This window comes from Amycolatopsis sp. NPDC051102 (assembly GCF_040682815.1).
Taxonomy (GTDB): domain Bacteria; phylum Actinomycetota; class Actinomycetes; order Mycobacteriales; family Pseudonocardiaceae; genus Amycolatopsis.
Window position 1 is genome coordinate 73,537 of record NZ_JBFBBT010000025.1, and the last position, 16,668, is coordinate 90,204.

At 71.4% G+C, this 16,668-nt stretch carries 13 protein-coding genes and 4 tRNA genes; 5 read left to right on the top strand and 12 right to left on the bottom strand.

Features of this window, described 5'->3' with window-relative positions:
• Positions 1-10: 10 nt before the first annotated feature.
• Positions 11-1,204 (top strand): DUF2716 domain-containing protein, encoded by a 1,194-nt coding sequence (locus AB0M93_RS41440; protein WP_364285023.1) that lies wholly within the window; start codon positions 11-13, stop codon positions 1,202-1,204.
• Here AB0M93_RS41440 and AB0M93_RS41445 read toward each other — a convergent pair.
• The gene (locus AB0M93_RS41445; protein ID WP_364285025.1) at positions 1,193-2,422 is read right to left on the bottom strand and encodes a peptidase S8; all 1,230 of its coding nucleotides are present in this window, start codon (positions 2,420-2,422) and stop codon (positions 1,193-1,195) included. The genes AB0M93_RS41440 and AB0M93_RS41445 overlap by 12 nt on opposite strands.
• 268 nt (positions 2,423-2,690) lie before the next feature.
• Here AB0M93_RS41445 and AB0M93_RS41450 point away from each other — a divergent pair, with 268 nt between their 5' ends.
• Positions 2,691-5,018: a chitobiase/beta-hexosaminidase C-terminal domain-containing protein gene (locus tag AB0M93_RS41450; protein WP_364285027.1), complete on the top strand. Its 2,328-nt coding sequence runs from the start codon at positions 2,691-2,693 to the stop codon at positions 5,016-5,018.
• A 48-nt stretch (positions 5,019-5,066) separates the two neighbouring features.
• Here AB0M93_RS41450 and AB0M93_RS41455 read toward each other — a convergent pair whose 3' ends face one another.
• Together AB0M93_RS41455 and AB0M93_RS41460 are read right to left on the bottom strand one after the other, a co-directional pair.
• A complete protein-coding gene (locus AB0M93_RS41455; RefSeq protein ID WP_364285029.1) occupies positions 5,067-5,960 on the bottom strand; it encodes a hypothetical protein in 894 nt (297 codons plus the stop codon).
• A 127-nt stretch (positions 5,961-6,087) separates the two neighbouring features.
• The gene (locus AB0M93_RS41460) at positions 6,088-7,080 is read right to left on the bottom strand and encodes an erythromycin esterase family protein (RefSeq protein WP_364285030.1); all 993 of its coding nucleotides are present in this window, start codon (positions 7,078-7,080) and stop codon (positions 6,088-6,090) included.
• A 17-nt stretch (positions 7,081-7,097) separates the two neighbouring features.
• Here AB0M93_RS41460 and AB0M93_RS41465 point away from each other — a divergent pair, with 17 nt between their 5' ends.
• Positions 7,098-7,799, top strand: coding sequence for a TioE family transcriptional regulator (locus AB0M93_RS41465; protein WP_364285032.1), 702 nt, complete (start codon positions 7,098-7,100; stop codon positions 7,797-7,799).
• Here AB0M93_RS41465 and AB0M93_RS41470 read toward each other — a convergent pair.
• Both AB0M93_RS41470 and AB0M93_RS41475 read right to left on the bottom strand, forming a co-directional pair.
• Positions 7,788-8,630 (bottom strand): ion transporter, encoded by an 843-nt coding sequence (locus tag AB0M93_RS41470; RefSeq protein ID WP_364285034.1) that lies wholly within the window; start codon positions 8,628-8,630, stop codon positions 7,788-7,790. The genes AB0M93_RS41465 and AB0M93_RS41470 overlap by 12 nt on opposite strands.
• 202 nt (positions 8,631-8,832) lie before the next feature.
• On the bottom strand, positions 8,833-9,816 hold the full coding sequence (locus AB0M93_RS41475; protein WP_364285036.1) for a hypothetical protein: 984 nt from the start codon (positions 9,814-9,816) through the stop codon (positions 8,833-8,835).
• 398 nt (positions 9,817-10,214) lie between these two features.
• Here AB0M93_RS41475 and AB0M93_RS41480 point away from each other — a divergent pair, with 398 nt between their 5' ends.
• Both AB0M93_RS41480 and AB0M93_RS41485 read left to right on the top strand, forming a co-directional pair.
• Entirely contained in the window at positions 10,215-12,410 is a 2,196-nt protein-coding gene (locus AB0M93_RS41480; RefSeq protein WP_364285038.1) for a tetratricopeptide repeat protein, read from the top strand.
• A 327-nt stretch (positions 12,411-12,737) separates the two neighbouring features.
• Entirely contained in the window at positions 12,738-12,899 is a 162-nt protein-coding gene (locus AB0M93_RS41485; protein ID WP_364285040.1) for a hypothetical protein, read from the top strand.
• Between the two features lie 15 nt (positions 12,900-12,914).
• On the opposite strand, the gene AB0M93_RS41490 is transcribed toward AB0M93_RS41485, so the two are convergent.
• From AB0M93_RS41490 to AB0M93_RS41520, 7 genes are all read right to left on the bottom strand, one after another.
• Positions 12,915-13,541 (bottom strand): TetR/AcrR family transcriptional regulator, encoded by a 627-nt coding sequence (locus AB0M93_RS41490; RefSeq protein ID WP_364285042.1) that lies wholly within the window; start codon positions 13,539-13,541, stop codon positions 12,915-12,917.
• A gap of 14 nt (positions 13,542-13,555) precedes the next feature.
• The gene (locus AB0M93_RS41495; RefSeq protein WP_364285044.1) at positions 13,556-14,959 is read right to left on the bottom strand and encodes an MFS transporter; all 1,404 of its coding nucleotides are present in this window, start codon (positions 14,957-14,959) and stop codon (positions 13,556-13,558) included.
• Positions 14,960-15,067: 108 nt separating this feature from the next.
• Positions 15,068-15,928 carry an alpha/beta hydrolase gene (locus tag AB0M93_RS41500; RefSeq protein ID WP_364285046.1) on the bottom strand — a complete coding sequence of 287 codons (861 nt, stop codon included), beginning with the start codon at positions 15,926-15,928 and terminating at the stop codon, positions 15,068-15,070.
• Positions 15,929-15,996: 68 nt separating this feature from the next.
• Positions 15,997-16,069 (bottom strand) — tRNA-Cys (locus AB0M93_RS41505).
• A gap of 231 nt (positions 16,070-16,300) precedes the next feature.
• Positions 16,301-16,372: transfer RNA gene (locus AB0M93_RS41510), tRNA-Glu, on the bottom strand.
• Between the two features lie 34 nt (positions 16,373-16,406).
• Positions 16,407-16,483: transfer RNA gene (locus AB0M93_RS41515), tRNA-Arg, on the bottom strand.
• 53 nt (positions 16,484-16,536) lie between these two features.
• Positions 16,537-16,605 (bottom strand) — tRNA-Trp (locus AB0M93_RS41520).
• Between the last annotated feature and the right edge of the window lie 63 nt (positions 16,606-16,668).

The following is a 16,668-nucleotide window of genomic DNA, read 5'->3' on the forward strand; positions in this document are numbered from 1 at the left end:
AATCGGCGGCATGGAGGAGGCATTGAACCGCCTGCGCGGCCGGGTACCCGACCTGCCGCCGGTCGGCGCGGTGGTCGAGCGGGACGAGCCGATCGTCCGGACCCACTACGGCACACACGGCGAGGTGAACCACGGGCCGCTGTCCGAGGCCGGTCTTGACGCGCTGGTCGCCCGCCAGGTCGAGGCGTTCGCGCGCCGGAACGAGCCGGTGGTGTGGCCGGTGTACGGCTACGACACCGGCCTCGCCGAGCGCTTGCGCGCCGCGGGCTTCGCGGCCGAGCCGGAGCGGGCGGTGCTCGTCTGTCCGATCGGGACGGACCACCCGAAGCTGCGCGGCGTCCACGAGTGGGCGGAGCACGAGCGGATCGCGGCCGTGGCCGAAGCGTCCGGCCCGCACCGCCGTCCGTACTCCGAGTTCGCCGCCGACGTGCGCCCGAGCGACCGGTCGGCCGAGGTCGTGCTCGACGACGCCGGCCGCGCGGCGTGGGTCGAGGCGGCCGGTGAGTTCCTGGTCCTGGGTGGCGTCACCGACCCCGGCTTCGCCGCCGCGCTGGCCACTCGCGACTGGCGCAGCCCGGAACGGCCGGCCTGGTTGCGGCACCCCGATGTGCGGTACTTCCTCGCCGAAGCCGGCGGCGAGCTGCGCGAAGCGTTCGAAGCGGCCGGGATGCGGGCGATCACGACGGTCACCCGCTACCGTCGGCCGTCACCCGGCGCGCCGGCACGAACCCGGCCGATCCGGTTGCTGTCGAGACAGCCGGACCACGACGAAATCTGGACGCGCTTCCACGAGGAATTCGCCTTCCGGCCCGACATGCACGAGTTCCCGGGCATCACCGAACCCGCAGGCTCCGCGACCTGGCACATCGGCGACCTCGGCGACCCGCAGCTGGACGCTCTGGAAGACATCGTTCACGAGGGATTCCGCACGTCCGCGTCGCCCGGCGAGGAGCTGTACTGGCTCGACTGGCAGCACGTCGGCTACCGCTTCGACCCCGCCCGGGTCGGCGGCGCCGGGCCACCCCGGCCCGGCGCCGTCTTCCCGGACGGCGACTACTGCCTCTACCTGACCGGCGACCTCCGCCTGGGCACCTTCGGCCACCCCTGGGAGGAGACGGTCTGCGTCTTCGGCGACCTGCGCACGCGGATCGACGCGCAGCTCACCGCGGCGATCGGCGAGCCGATCCGGCGCTCAGAACCCTGAGGTCCCGTTCGGCGTGCCCAGCCCGGTCGGCCCGTCGTACCCGGCGCCCGCGGTGCAGAGGTAGCTCCCGCCGCAGCTGCCGTTCGAGCCCGACGTCACGTCGTACAGGCCGCTGGTGTGCGCGTACGGGTACGAGCCGGACGTCACCGAGTTGCCCGCCAGTGCGTACACGCTCGCGATCACCGGCGAGGACAGGCTCGTGCCGCCGACCTGCACCCAGCCGTCCGCGCCCTGGGCCAAGCCCAGCGACAGCAGGAAGTCGCACCACGACGACGTGCCGCAGCTGTTGTACGTGTCGTACACCCCGAGCCCGGTGGCCGGGTCGGCGACCGCCGAGACGTCCGCGACCGTCCGCTTCGCACACCCGGTGTCGTGCTGCCAGGACGGCTTCGGCTCCAGGGTCGAACACCCGCTGCCGCTGCCGCTCCACGCCGTTTCGGTCCAGCCGCGCGTGGTGGTCGCGGCCTTCTTCAGCGTCGTGCCGCCGACCGCGGTGACGTACGGGGAGGACGCCGGCCAGCTGACGCCGTAGCCCGAGTCACCCGAGGACGCCGTGACCGCGATGCCCGGGTGGTTCAGGTGCGCGTCCGCGGCCAGGATCGTCGAGTCCTCGGCGCCGCCGTAGCTGTTGGAGATGGCCACCACGCCCGGCGTCGCCGCGGCCGTGTCGACCGCCGTCATCAGCGGGTCGGTGTCCGGGGAATTGGCCTCCACCAACAGGATGTGGCAGTCCGGGCAGGTCGCCGACACCGCGTCGAGGTCGAGGCTGATTTCCTCGGCCCAGCCGTAGTCGGGGGCCGGGAGCGGGCTCGCCGCGCCGTTCTGGTTGACCTTCTTGAAGCAGCCGTTGGCCGTCGTGCACGGGGAAAGCCCGCGCGCGGAGCGGAACTTCGCCAGGTCGGCCTCCGCGGTCGGCGCGTCCTGAGCGTCCACAATGGCCACTGTGCGGCCGTTCGCGTGCAGCCCGCCGAGGTTGTAGGCGGCCTGGATCTCGGCCGGGCCGTAACCGACCGGGGTCGAGACGACCAGCGGGCCGTTGCCGTTCGGCGACCGGACCGCTTTCCCGAGGCAGTGCAGCTTGCCGGAGGTCGCGCAGCCGAAGCTGACGACACCGCCGCTCTGCAGCGGCGCGGCTTCGGCGGTCGAGGTGGCCACCGCGAGCGGGGCCGCGAGCAGGGAGAGGACGACGAGGGACCGGAACAACCGTGGAGACGCCATGGCCTACTCCTCGGTAGGGGACGAGGTGTGGCGACGGATCGTCGCATGTCACCCGGTCGAGGTCACCCGACGGAAGAAGGTTTCTCGGTTCAGTCAATCGCCCAGCGTGGGCTCAAAGCGACGAAGAGTGACGAACCGCTTCACCCGTTCGCGCATTGGTCCAGACAAGTGTTATTCAACCGTGATCGAAGCACCGCTGACTGGGAGCTACTTTGTTGCGACTGGCAACAAATACCTCGTGGATCCCCAACGGCGGAGGTGTCACGGCGTGAACCGGACCTTGGACAAGCTACGACGACGCGGCCCGGGGCTCGCGCTCGTCGCCTCGACACTACTGGCGGCGGCCGGGCTGACCGCCCCCGCCGCGCTCGCCGCGGACGACTACACCCAGAGCGTCACGCAGCTCAGCTCGACGCAGGTGCAGCTCAACTTCACCCCCACAACCCCTGCTCTGTACGTGGACGCGCACTACACCGGCGTCCCCGGTCTCGGCCAGCAGAACGTCCGGATGACCAACGGCTCCGGCACGTGGCAGACGACCGTCGGCGGCCTGAGCACCGGCAACGTCCTCGACTACTGGTTCACCTACGAGAAGAGCGGCCCGCAGTACGACACCCCGCACTTCAGCTACACCGTGGGTGGCGGCGGCACGACGACGGTGGCCGCGCCGACGTTCAGCCCGCCCGGCGGCACCTACTCGAGCGCGCAGACGGTGACCATCAGCAGCGCCACCGCGGGCGCGACCATCCAGTACACAGTGGACGGTTCGACGCCCACCGCGTCTTCGGCCCTCTACAGCGGACCGATCAGCGTCCCGAACTCCCGCACGGTCAACGCGATCGCGCTGAAGTCCGGGTCGACGACGTCGCCGGTGTCGAGCGCGACCTACACGATCGGCACCCAGGCGGGCTGCCCGACGCAGTCCGACACCCCGAACTTCGGGTCCAACGTGCGGATCTTCGACCCGAGCATGTCGGCGGCGTCCATCCAGGCCCAGCTCGACACGGACTTCAACAACCAGAAGGACACGCTCACCGCGCAGTTCGCCGAGCGGCGCGTCGCACACCTCTTCAAGCCGGGCACCTACAACAACGTGCACGACAACGTCGGCTTCTACACCTCGGTGGCCGGCCTCGGCCAGAACCCCGGCGACGTCCTGATCAACGGCGACGTCACGGTCGACGCCTTCAACGCCTCCGACAACGGCGTCGCACTGCAGAACTTCTGGCGCTCGGCCGAGAACATGGCGGTCAACCCGTCCGGCGGCCAGGAACGCTGGGCGGTCGCGCAGGCCGCGCCGTTCCGCCGGATGGACGTCCGCGGCGGGCTGCAGCTGTACCCGGCGAGCTACGGCTACGCCAGCGGCGGCTACATCGCCGACACGAAGGTGGCCGGCCAGGCCGCGTCGGTTTCGCAGCAGCAGTGGTACACCCGGGACTCGAGCCTGGGCAGCTGGGCCGGCGGCGTGTGGAACATGGTCTTCTCCGGCACGAGCGGTGCGCCGGCGAACACGTTCCCGAACCCGCCGGAGACCACGCTGGCCACGACGCCGGTCTCCCGTGACGTGCCCTACCTCTACGTCGACGGCACCAGCAAGTACCGCGTGTTCCTCCCGTCCCTGCGCACGAACGCGTCCGGGCCGAGCTGGGCGAACGGCAGCACGCCGGGGTCGTCGGTGCCGATGAGCCAGTTCTACGTCGTGAAGTCCGGCGACACGGCCGCGTCGATCAACAACGCGCTGGCCGCCGGCTGCAACCTGTTCTTCACGCCGGGCATCTACCACCTGAACCAGACGCTCAACGTGACCCGTGCGAACACGACCATCCTCGGCATCGGCTACCCGACGCTGGTGCCCGACAACGGCGTCAACGCCATGCAGGTGTCCGATGTGGACGGTGTCCGGCTGAAGGGCCTGCTCTTCGACGCCGGCACGGCGAACTCGCAGGCGCTGCTCACCGTCGGCCAGTCCGGCTCCTCGGCGTCGCACGCTTCGAACCCGACGACGGTCCAGGACGTGTTCTTCCGGATCGGCGGCGAGCTCGCCGGCAAGGCGACGAACAGCCTGGTCGTCAACAGCGCCGACACGATCATCGACCACATCTGGGCGTGGCGGGCCGACCACGGCAACGCGGGCACGGTCGGCTGGACCACGAACACCGCCGACACCGGGCTCGTGGTGAACGGCGCGAACGTGCTGGCCACCGGCCTGTTCGTCGAGCACTACCAGAAGTACCAGGTGATCTGGAACGGCCAGGGCGGGAAGACGATCTTCTTCCAGAACGAGATGCCCTACGACGTGCCGAACCAGGCGTCGTGGAACGCCCCATCGGGCGTCGCCGGGTACGCCGCGTACAAGGTCGCGTCGAACGTGACGTCCCATGAGGCGTGGGGCCTCGGGAGCTACTGCTTCTTCGACACGAACCCGGCGGTGTCCAGCTACCACGCGTTCGAGGTGCCGAACAACAGCGGCGTCCGGTTCCACAGCCTGCTGACGGTGTCGCTCAACTACCGCGGCACGATCACCCACGTCATCAACGACACCGGCGGCGTCACGCCTTCGGGCACGGTGCCGGTCAACGTGGTCAGCTACCCCTAACCGGCGAAGGACGCCTTCAGCGATGCGCTGAAGGCGTCCTTCCCGGGGTCACTTCACCACGATGTAGTACTCGCGGCCGAGGCCGGACTGGGTGCCGTCGGCGGTCCGGCTGTAGACCTGCATCGGGTAGTAACCCGACGCGGCGGGCGTGTAGGTGAAGGTCGCCCGGCCGTCGGGGCCGGCCGGGACCACCGTCGGGTTGTCCCAGTCCTCGTAGAAGTAGTAGACGTACTCGACGACGCCCGGCGTGCGCGGGGTCAAGGTGAAGGTGCCGGTGACGCCGGGGCCGCCGCTGCTCACGAAGTCCGGGTAGTCGGTGCTCGCCACCAGCGGGGCGTCACTGGCCGAGTAGCCGTTGCCGGCGATCCCGGAAGTCAACCCGGTGCTGGTCGTGCTCCACACGTTGAGCCGGTGGGAACCCCGGGTCGCCGTGACGACGTTCGCGGTCGCGGTTCCGTCGGCCGCGGCGGCCACGGTGGTCTCGGACCCGTTGTCGATCCGGTAGGTGTAGGAGACGACATCGGCCATGCGGGGCGAGAAGCGGAATTCGGCCGGAACTCCGACCCCGGTCTCCCGTGGCCCGTTGACCAGCGGCTCCGTCGACTGCACGTAGAAGTGGTGGACGTGCTGGGGCGACCGGTTGCCCGCGCTGTCGACGCTCGCCACGTAGAGGTCGTTGGGGCCGGACGCCTGCGGCGTGTAGGACACCGTCGCGGACCCGCCGGGGTGATCCGCCGCCACGAAGGTGCCGGCCGGATCGGTGTTGCCCCAGGAGAACCCGACGACCGAGTCGTCGCCGCCGGCGTCGAAGGTGAACGAACCCGGCACGCCGGCACCGGGGTGCCAGGCGCCGTCGTCCGGGTACTCGGCCGACGTCACCGTCGGCTCGGCGATCGAGGTGGCGGCACTCGCCTGGGCCGGTACGGCGCCTAACGCCACCACGGCCAGAAGTGCGGTGACCCCATGACGAACTCTCATCGGAACCCCCCATGTGAACCCTGTGTCATTTACAGCTAAGCACAATCCCGCATGGACACCACCGGATTTCGGCCGGCTGCGAGCCCGGGGGTCAGGCGACGTGCCACACCGCGGCGGCGCCGTCGAGCACGTCGGCGTCGAGGCCGAAGTAGCCGCGTCCGGGCTTGGTGTCGGTGCGCTTGCGCCCGTCCGGGACGCCGGCCGGCCGCCAGGTCTTCGTGCCCCGCTGCAGAACGCCCTCGTAGGTGTCCGGCTCCGGCTCGCCGAGCCCGATGGCTTCGCTGTGGCCGAGGCTGCCGGCGACGAAGGCGTACCGGTCACCGAGCAGCGCCCCGACGATCGCGCCCGCGCCGGACCCCGAGCGTTGCAGGTGGCTGTTGTGCGCGAACACCAGCGTCCGGCCGCGGGGTGCTTCGACGGCGTGGATGTCCAGCAGGTTCTCGGCCATGAGCACCGCGCGCATGCCCGCGAGGCGCGAGATCCGCGTGTCGCGGTCACCGGGCTGGGCCGAGGCCGCGTGGTAGCGCAGCAGGCCGCGTCCGGCGAGGGTGTGAATCTTGGCTCGCCACCAAGCGGCGTCCCGCTGTGGCGCCCGGGCGTGGACGGCGACGAGCAGGTCGTCCGCGATGACGCGCAGCTCACGGGCTTCCGCGGTGGCGCCCGGCGACTGAGCCGGGTCGAGGATCGCCTCCTGACGGCTCCACCACTCGTCGTCGCCGGTCAAGGCCGCGATGTCGACGTCGAGACCGAGGTAGTCGCGGGCGTGTTCGAGGTAGGTCCGCGGGCTGGGGGCGCTGAACATCTCGGCCGGCGCGTCGAAGCCGTGGAAAACCAGCGGCTCGCCGGCCTGCTCGTTGTACTCACGCAGCCAGGCGATCAGCTGCCGGTTGGCGTCCACTTCGCCCAAGCCGTGCGAGAAGCCGCCGTCGAGCGCGGCCACGCGGTCGGTCTCCAACGCGATCGACCGGAAGCCGTGCTCGGCGAGCCGGGCGAAGAAGTCGTTGCGCAGGCGCGCGCAGGCCGGTTCGAAGTGGGTCGGCTCGCCCAGGGCGAGCAGGTCGGCGGTGAACTCGGTGAGGTCCATGTGGTTGAATCGTATCCTTGAACACTCCGTTGAGACCTGCTGATCTCGCGCGCGAACACGGCATCTCGACGCAGGCGGTCCGGAACTACGAGCGTGACGGCTTCCTCCCACCGGCCTCGCGCACGCCGAGCGGCTACCGCGTCTACACGGAAGTGCACGCGGCGGCGCTGCGTGCGTTCCTCGCCCTGGTCTCGGCGCACGGACACGCGACGGCGGGCGGGATCATGCACGCGGTGCACGACGGCGACGTCGAGCGTGCGCTGACGCTCGTCGACCGCGGCCATGCCCAGCTGGCCCGTGACCGCGAAACCCTCAACACGGTCCGCGCGGCGAGCGGCTCCCTGCCGGTCGGCGCGGTGCCGGAACCGGCCGGGGGCGAGCGGACGGTCGGCGAGCTGGCCCACCGCCTCGGCGTCACCGCGGCCACCGTCCGCGCGTGGGAACGCGCGGGCATCCTGGTCCCCGGCCGCAACCCCGCCACCGGCCACCGGGTGTTCCGCGCGGCCGACGTCCGCGACGCCGAGCTGACCCACCTCCTGCGCCGCGGCGGCTACCCGCTCACCCACATCGCCACCGTGGTCGAGCAGGTCCGGACCGCGGGCGGCACCGAATCGCTCACCCAGGCCCTCGAAACCTGGCAGAGCAGGCTGACCGGCCGCGGTCTCGCCATGCTCGACGCCGCCGCGCGGCTCAGCGCGTACCTCCGCTCACGGCCGTGACCCCGGGTGCAGCCGGTCGTACTCGTGCGCGGCCGCACGCTGGGTGCGCACCGGCAGCTCCTTCTCCTCGTCCTCGTCGTCGACCTCGTTGAGCCCGAGCTGCACGGCCAGCCGGATCTGCTCGCGGTTTTCGCGGACCACAGCCGAGAAGAAGTCGTCGATCCGCGGGTCGAGGAGCACTTCCAGGAGCACGCGGAAGGAGGTGTCGACGCAGGCGCGCACGATCTCGTCGTGGAACGGCAGCCGCTTGAGCTTCCCGAGCTGCGGGTCCGCGGCGATCTTCTCGGCGATGATCGTGCGCAGCTCTTCCCGGTGCGCGCCGAGGGACTTGGCGAGGTTTTCCGGGTAGTTGCCCGTTTCCAGCACCTTGACGACCTCGTCGAGCACCGCGACGGTGATCGGCTTCTTGATCGCCTTGACGATCGGCTCGGAAAGCTTGTCGACGAGCCGGTAGGTGAACTGCTCGCCGACGGCCCGGTCCGCGGCCCGCCCGATCCGGACGAGCAGCAGCACGACGGTGACGAACTTGTGCGCGACCATCGCCGGGTGCGCGACCGGGATCATGGCGAACAGCTCGTACCAGTTGCGCACGAGGAACTTCTTCGCCCACCGCCGTTTCCGCCACCGCCAGAGGAACTCGACGAGGAAGACCCCGCAGATCCCGCAGTCGACGGCGAAGATCACCAGGCCGGCGTCCCGCGACGGCGGGCTGAGCACCATGAACCCCAGCAACCCGACCGACCCGGCGGCGAGCACGAGCATGATCCAGTCGTCGGCGCGCACGTTCCCGGGCAGGATCCCGCTGTTGAGCTCCGGTTCGCTGGTGACCATGCCCGATGATGGCACGGACGGCGCTGATCAGCCGGTCCGGCGGCCGCGCGTGGTGTCAGGTTTCTGTCCGGTTTTCGTCGCGGTGCAATTGCCCCCGGATGCGGCATTCTGGAAGCAGGCGGTCACGACGAGGAGGAGCATGGCGCGCACACCGCACAGCCGGCGCGCGCCCGTGCGTGAGGGCGTGACACGGGCTGGCAGTTCAGGGGGTGGGCTGCCAGCCCACGCCGTACGACCGCGCGGGCCGCAGGTCGCGGAAGCTGGTGTGCACCTCACCCGCGTTGTCGAGGAACAGCGGTTTGCGCGCGGGCAGCGGGTCCTGGGCGTCCTTCGAGAGGTCGCCGTCGATGCGCCAGACGCGCTGCGGCGGCTCGCGCCGGTCGAACCGGACGTTGAGCTCGAAGCTCTCGCACAGGAATTCCGGCGTGCAGCAGTAGAACGGCGCCGGCAACTCCGCCAGCCGGATCCGGAAGAAGAACTCGTGCTGATCACCGGCGTCCAGCGGCTGCGGCGGCCGCAGGCTGAACGCGACCCGGGTGGAGCTGACCAGCCGCACCGAATGCACCTCGCCACCGGCGAGAACGTCGATGCCGAGCCCCGACAGGTCCGGCGGGCTCGTCGTGCTGGCCGGCCGGGCGAGGGAGATCGCGTGCTCGATCTCGGCGAGCCCCGCGACGTGGCTGACCACCCGGCGCGTCTCGAACACCTCGGCGGCGGAGCCGGTCAGGGTCAGGTTGACCGCCAAGCCGGACGTGTGCCACGGCCCGTCCTGGCTGATCGCCGAAACACCCCCGAACGGCGACGGCGCCCCGTACGCGGCCTCGGCGAGCAGGTAGATCACGTCGTCGGCGCGCCGCTGCATCGTGCGCACGTTGCGGTCGGCTCCCGTGCCCAGCAGCTGCAGGCGCTGGGTGTAGCGCTCGTCCGGGCCGGTGCCGAAACCCAGCACGATCCGCGCCGTTTCCCGCTGCGATCCGGGCAGTTTTTCGATCAGCCGGCGAAGCGTGTCGACGACCTTGCCGCGAACTGTTCCGGCGTTGTCCTCTTCGTGAACACCACACACTTCGCGCAGCCGTTCACCGGCGATTGCGGGCAGGTTCTTCGCTTGGATACCGAGCCCCTTGCGAAGCAGTTTCAACTCCGCTGAGAGAGCGTTGATCTTGGCGTCGGCCGCCTCCTGAGCCAAGCCGCCCACCTCCGTCCTGGTCGTCGCCGGCAAAGTCTACCCGCGCGTCGCCGGCCACCCACGACGCTGTCACCTGTTTCCCGCTGTTTCCGGTTTCCGGAAACAGTGCAGGCACGCGCGGGTGTCCTCGATTCTTCTTGAGCCGCAACAGGAAACGTCTGTCATCGCGGAAATCGCCGGGTCACGCTTGCGTCGTCGAAATCCTTCGGCAACCAAGGAAACCCGCCGCACCGAAACGGCGGCGGGGGCGATCGGGAAAGGACACCGCAGATGCACACGCACCTCATCATCGTGCTCGGCCAGCTCGTCTCCCTGCTGGGCTGACCAGGAGCAGGCCGGCGGGCCCGGGCCGCCGGCCGACCTTCCCACCGCTCATCGGATACAGGATGATTCGAGCCATGCCGGACTTTGGAGCGGAATTGAAGCGTCGCCGAGCGTCGGCCGGCATGTCACTGACGGGCCTCGCCGCGTCCGTCCATTTCACTAAGGGCTACCTGAGCAAGGTCGAGAACGGCAAGGTCCGGGTGAACCGGGACCTCGCCAAGGCCTGCGACCAGGCGCTGAACGCCGGCGGAGAACTGCTCGCCCTGGTCGCGGAGGCCACGTTGCCCGCGCGCCGGAGCGCCGGCGGCCTCGCCGGGCTGCCGGACACCGGCCGGTACTTCGTCGGCCGCGAGACCGAACTCGAAGCGCTTTCCGGACTGCTGCTCGGCTCGGACGACGCCCGCGTCGGCGTGGTGCACGGGATGGCGGGAGCCGGCAAGACGGCGCTGGCCGTCGCCGCCGCCCGGCAGGTCGCGGGCTCGTTCCCCGACGGCTGCCTGTTCTTCGACCTCCGGGGCCACACCCCCGGCGCCGCCGAGCTTTCGCCCGGCGAAGCCCTGCAACGGCTGCTGCGGCTGCTGGACGTCCCCGCCGACCAGCTCCCCGCCGACGAGGACGGCCTGGCCAACCTGGCCCGGGACCAGCTGCGCGGGCGGCGGATGATCCTCGTCCTCGACAACGTCCGGTCCGCCGAACAGGTCCGTGCCATCACCGGCGGCGAGACGCCGTCCCGGATCCTGGTGACCAGCCGGGGCCGGCTGCCCGCGCTCGACGACGCCTGGCACTTCCCGGTCGGGGTCCTGCCGCTCGCCGACGCCGTGCACCTGCTCCGGTCCGTCGCCGGGAACCACGCCCCGGCCGACGAAGCGGTGGCGACCGAGATCGTCCGGTTTTGCGGGCAGCTGCCCCTCGCCGTGCGCATCGTGGCCGCCCGGTTCATCGCCGGCGGCTGGACCGCGGCGAAACTGCGCGACCGGCTGGCCGACGAAACGACCCGCCTCGGCGCCCTGGAAGACGGCGAGCGGAGCATCGCGACCGCGTTCGCCGTCTCCTACGAAGCCCTGCCACCCGGCCAGCGGCGGCTGCTGGGCCTGCTCGCCCTCCACCCCGCGGCCGCCGCGGAAACCGGCGCGGTCGAGGCGCTCGCCGGCCTCGCCCCCGGCGAAACGGACCGGCTGGTGGACCGGCTGCACGACGCGCACCTGGTCGTCCGCGACGAACGCGGGTACGTCGAGCTCCACGACCTGATGCGCACCTTCGCGGCGAAGCACGCCCTCCCGCAGATCGAGCCGGCTGACCAGGAAGCAGCCGTACGCCGGCTCGTCGACCACTTCGTCGCGACCACGCTGGCGGCCGACGAACTCGCCGAACCCGACCGGTTCCGCCCGGCGACCGGCCTGTCCGTCCCCGCCGGCCTGCCGTTTTCGGACGCGGCCGAGGCACTCGCCTGGCTCGGCGCGCAGTGGCCGGCGCTCGCCGACGTCGTCGACACCGCGGCCCGGCACCAGCTGCACGACCGCTGCTGGCAGCTGGCGTTCGTCCTCCGCGCGTTCTTCTTCCGCGAGAAGCTGTTCGAGCCGTGGATCCGCACGCACGAGCGCGCGCTCGACGCGGCGCGCTCGGCCGGCCGGCCGAGCGCGACCGGCATGATCCTCAACAACCTCGGCATGGCGTACCTGGAGTCGGGCCGCGTCGCCGAAGCCGTCGTCTTCCACCAGCAGGCCCAGGAGCAGTTCGCGCTGGCCGACGACGACCGCGGCGCGATCGACGCGCTGTCGAGCCTGGCGTGGGCGCGCCTGTACCGCGGCGAGGCCGAAGCGGCCCTGGCCGACCTGACGACGGTGCTGGCCGTCTACCGCCGGACCGGCCGCACCCGCAACGCGATGATCGCGCTGCGCGGGATCGCGCTCGCGTCGGCGTCACTCGGCCGCTTCCCCGAGGCACTGGCCGCCGCCCGGGAGGCGACCGAGCTGAGCCGGCTGCCGGTGGACCGGGCGATGTCGGGCAACTGCGAGGCCTGGGTGCACTTCCGCGCCGGCGAGTGGGCCGACGCCGAGCGCTGCTACCACCGCGCGGCCGAGGTGGCCGACGACGCGGGCAGCGAGTACGAGCGGGCGCGGGCGCTGACGGGCCTGGGCAACACGGCGGCCGGGCGCGGCGACCGGGCGGAGGCGGAGCGCTGGTGGGCGGAGGCGGCCGAGTACCGGGTCACGCTCAACCCCGCCGTCCTCGGCGAGGCCGAATACCGGAACCGGCCGTCCTTCGCGTAGCGATCTGCGGAAACGGGCCAAAAACAGGACACTTACCGGCCACGGCCCGCACGGCGGTAGCGAAGGGCGCCGTCGCGGCGATCAACGCCGCAGAAGCCGAAACCGTGGTGAGGTCGCCGTCATGACAACGCACCGAGTTCCGAAGACCGGAAACCCCGGCGGCCCGCCGGGGTTTCCCGGGTTTCCTGGTGCGCAGCCGTTTCCGGCAACGGGAAACGCCTTGTGGCGCGCTGTTGCCCGGCACATCATTGAGGCAGACCGCAATTCCGCGAAACACCGCGGAACCATTCGACCCCGGGTCGCCGGGGAAATCGCCAGGAGCCTGCCATGATGGTCGTCTGTTCCGTTTCCGCTCTCGTCCGCACGGCCCTGTTCATCGTCGCGCTCGCGCTGGTCACCGGGCTGGCCCTCGCCGGGCCGTCCGAGTCGGCCACCACGCCCGGCGCCGGCCCGGCGGCGGCGTCCACTTCGGAATCCGTCACGCACTGAGCGCGCACCCGGCCGTCAGGTCTTGTCCGGCCCCAGGTGCTCGACCAGCCTGGCCAGCTGGTCGGCGTACCGCCGGACGAAATCGGGCGAGTCCGCGCCGGTCAGCCCGTCCACCACGTGCGGCAGCGTCACCGGGGCCATCGCCGCCGCCATCAGCAACACCGTCAGGCACGCCGGGTCGACCCACTCCGGCAGCCGGCCCTCGGCTTTCAGCGCCGCGATCTGGTCCACCGTCCCGGCCAGTCGCTGGGCGCGGGGCCCGTGGTCGGGATCGCTGTCCGGGCCGTCGTACTCCAGGCCCGACCAGGCCAGCAGCCGGACGCCGTCGCGGCTGGCCAGGGCCTCCATGGCGAACCGCCGCACCTGCTCGGACAGCGGCAGGCCGGGGGCCAGCAGCTCGCTCTGCCGCTCACCCCAGCCTTCCGACATCGCCCGGTACAGGCCTTCCTTGCCGTCGAAGTAGTACGAGATCAGCTGCTGGTTGACCCCGGCCCGCGCCGCGATCGCCGCGATCCGCGCCCCGGCGTACCCGTTCGCCGCGAACTCCGCGCCCGCCGCCTCCAGGATCAGCCGGCGGGTGCGCTCCGGATCCCGTTGCCGCTCTTGGGGCTTCGGCGAACGGCGGGGCTTCGACGCGGTCACGCGGCGACTATACGTCAACCAACCGCTTGACTCTGCGGAACAGAAGGTTGACCGACGGGCAGGGCCGCCGTCAGCGCGAGTGCGAGCAGGAGCACGCCGGCGCTGACGGCCAGCGCGCTCGCCGTCGCGGCTGCCGAACCACTGCCCAGCCGGGCGAAGAAAACCGTGCCCGACAGGGCGATCCCGGTCGCCGTGCCGAGCTGGACGGTGGTGTTCACGACGCCGGACGCCGCCCCGGCCCGTTCCGGCCGGACCCCCGCCATCGCCGCGCCGAACAACGCGTTCAGCACCGCGCCCAGCCCGAGCCCGACGGCGATCACCGGCACCAGCAACGCCCACCCGGTCAGGGCGGAACCCAGCCACACCACCAGAACCGCGACCGTCACCAGGCCGGCCAGCAACACCGCGACGGCCCCGGCGACGAACGCCCGGCCGAGCTTCGGGGCGAGGCGCATGCCCAGGACGTTGCCCGCGACGATGCCGAGCGTCGACGGCGCGAACGTCAACGCCGCCTCCCACGGCGAAAACCCGAGCCCGAGCTGCAGGTGCAGGGTCAGGACGAAGAACACGCCGAGGCCGGTGCCGACGCACAGCAGCACCGCCTGGCTGCCGGCGAGCTGCCGCAGCAGGTCCGGCGGGACCAGCGGTTCACCGCCGCGGCGGAACTCCCGCCGCTGGTGCCACGCGAACACCGCGAACAGCGGGACGGCGGCGGCCACCAGCACGATCGACCACACCGGCCAGCCCAGCTCGCGGCCCTGCACCAGCGGGTAGAACACCGCGAACAACCCGGCGGTCAGCAGCCCGAGCCCGGCCGGGTCCGTGCGGCGCCGGGCGAACCCCGCCCGCCCCGGCATGGTGGCGAAGGCGCCGGCCAGCGCGAGCACCCCGATGGGCACGTTGACCAGGAAGATCGCCCGCCAGCCGGTGCCGAACAGGTCGGCCTCGGTCAGCGCGCCACCCAGCAGCGGCCCGGCGAGGCCGCCGACCGGGAACGCGCCCGCGTACCAGGTCATCGCCTTCGGCCGCTCCCGCTCGTCGAACTCCGCGTGGATGAACGACAGGACCTGCGGCACCATCAGCCCGGATCCGACGCCCTGCACGACACGCGCGGCGATCAGCACGCCGACGTGCCCGGCCAGGCCGGCCGCCAGCGAGGCGCCGGTGAACACGAGCATGCCCGCGACGAACAGCTTCTTCGTCCCGTGGCGGTCGCCCAGCCGTCCCCCGGTGATCAAGGTGAGCGCGAACCCCAGCGCGTAGCCCGCCGAAATCCACTGCAGCGCGGCGTCGCCGGCGCCGAGCTGCCGCCGGATCGTCGGCAGGGCCACCGCCACGATCTGGTTGTCGATCATGTCCACCAGCACGGCGAGCACCGTGACCGCCAGTGCCCACCACCTGAGCGCGTGTCTGCCCACGACGTTCTCCTCCCCGCAGTGACCGTGACCCAGCCATGGTCAAACAGACGGACAACTCTGTCAACCAGATGTTTGATTGAGTCCGCCGGTCGTCGGGAAGGTGTTGGTTCAGCTCTCGAGGACCTCCCGCAGCTTCCGGGCGAAGGCTTCGGGCTGACCGGCGTAACCGTGCTCGCCGCCGAGGAAACCGCCGTGGTGGCTCGGGAAGACGGTCGCCTCCTGCCCGAGCAGCGCGGCGGTCGCGATCGCGGCCCGGCCGGTGAAGACGTCACGGGACTCCGCGCCCACTGCGACGACGATGCGCGTCGGCGCCGCGGTGAGCGCTTCGACGTCGAGCCGGTAGGTGGTGACGGCCAGGGAGCGGTCGGTCAGCAGCGGGTCGTCGCGGCGGCCGTCGTCCTCGGTGGGCAGGCCGGCCTGCGCCGGATCGGCCGGCGGCAGCGCGAAGTAGTCGTCGGTGAATTCGCCGGGCCACGACGCCATCGCGAAGAACGCCGCCATCCCGGCCCCGAACTCCTTGGCCTGGTAGGCGTCCCGCACGGCTTGGCCGGCGCGCTCGGCCGCGGCGGCGTCGGGCAGCGACCGCACGAGCGGCGGCTCGTGGGCGACGAGAGTGCCGACATCGCCGGGGTGGGCGGTGACGAGGGCGAGCGCGGCGACCGCGCCGCCGCTGCTGCCGAACACGTCGACCGGGCCGCCGCCGAGCGCCTGGATCACGGCGTGCAGGTCACCCGCCTGGACGGCGGGAACGTGGTCCTCGCGCCCGTCTTTGCGGACGCTGCGCCCGAGCCCGCGCGGGTCGTAGGTGACGACCGTGCGGTCCGGGAAGTGCGACGCCAGGGTGCCGAACCCTTCGGCGGTCATCGGCTGCCCGACCAGCAGCAGCGGCGGGCTTCCGGTGGGCACCGGGCCGTGGACGTCGTAGACGATGTCGGCTTCGGGTGTTTCGAGCGTGTGCGTGGTGGTCATGGTTTCCTCCCCGGTTCGGGCCTCTGCGCCAGAGGCTAAACCGGGGTACCGACAGTTTTGGCTGCTCGGAGACCCGCCCGGGAGTCGAACCCGGCACCAGCGGCTTTGCAGGCCGCCCCATGACCGTCATGACACGGGTCGTGCGTGATGCAGTCGCGCGCCGTGGTGTCGATCCACGTCGGCGAGGCTTATGAGGCCCCGCTGGCTGCCGAACCGCGCGCGTGAGTGGCCGACCGGACTCGCACCGGCTTGACCCGGGGTCACAACCCGGGGCTTCGTCTCCTTCGGCATCGGCCACGGTGGAAGACGTGGGTGTCGAACCCACCGAGGCGATCGTGCAAGGATCGCCCGCGCTCCGGCGCGTCTCCCCGGTAGCGCGTCCGGGAGTCGAACCCGGGTCTCCCGGGTGAAAACCGGGGATCCGTACCGCTGGACCAACGCGCCGCCGGAGCCGGCGCACCCCCCTCGGCGCGTCGGCTGGTGCCCCCGGCAGGAGTCGAACCTGCGACCTGCGGCTTCGGAAGCCGCTGCTGGCGTCCACTGAGCCACGGAGGCGCACCCGCGTCGCCCGCACTGATTGCGGCCGAGACGAGCGCAGGGAAAAACAGCACCGGCGGAAGGAGTCGAACCCTCGGGCCGCGGTTTTGGAGACCACGCCGCTTCCGAAGCACGCCGATAACGGAATTGCGAGCACACGAAAAGAGAAAGCCGCCCGAATCGGTTTCCCGAAGGGCGGCTCC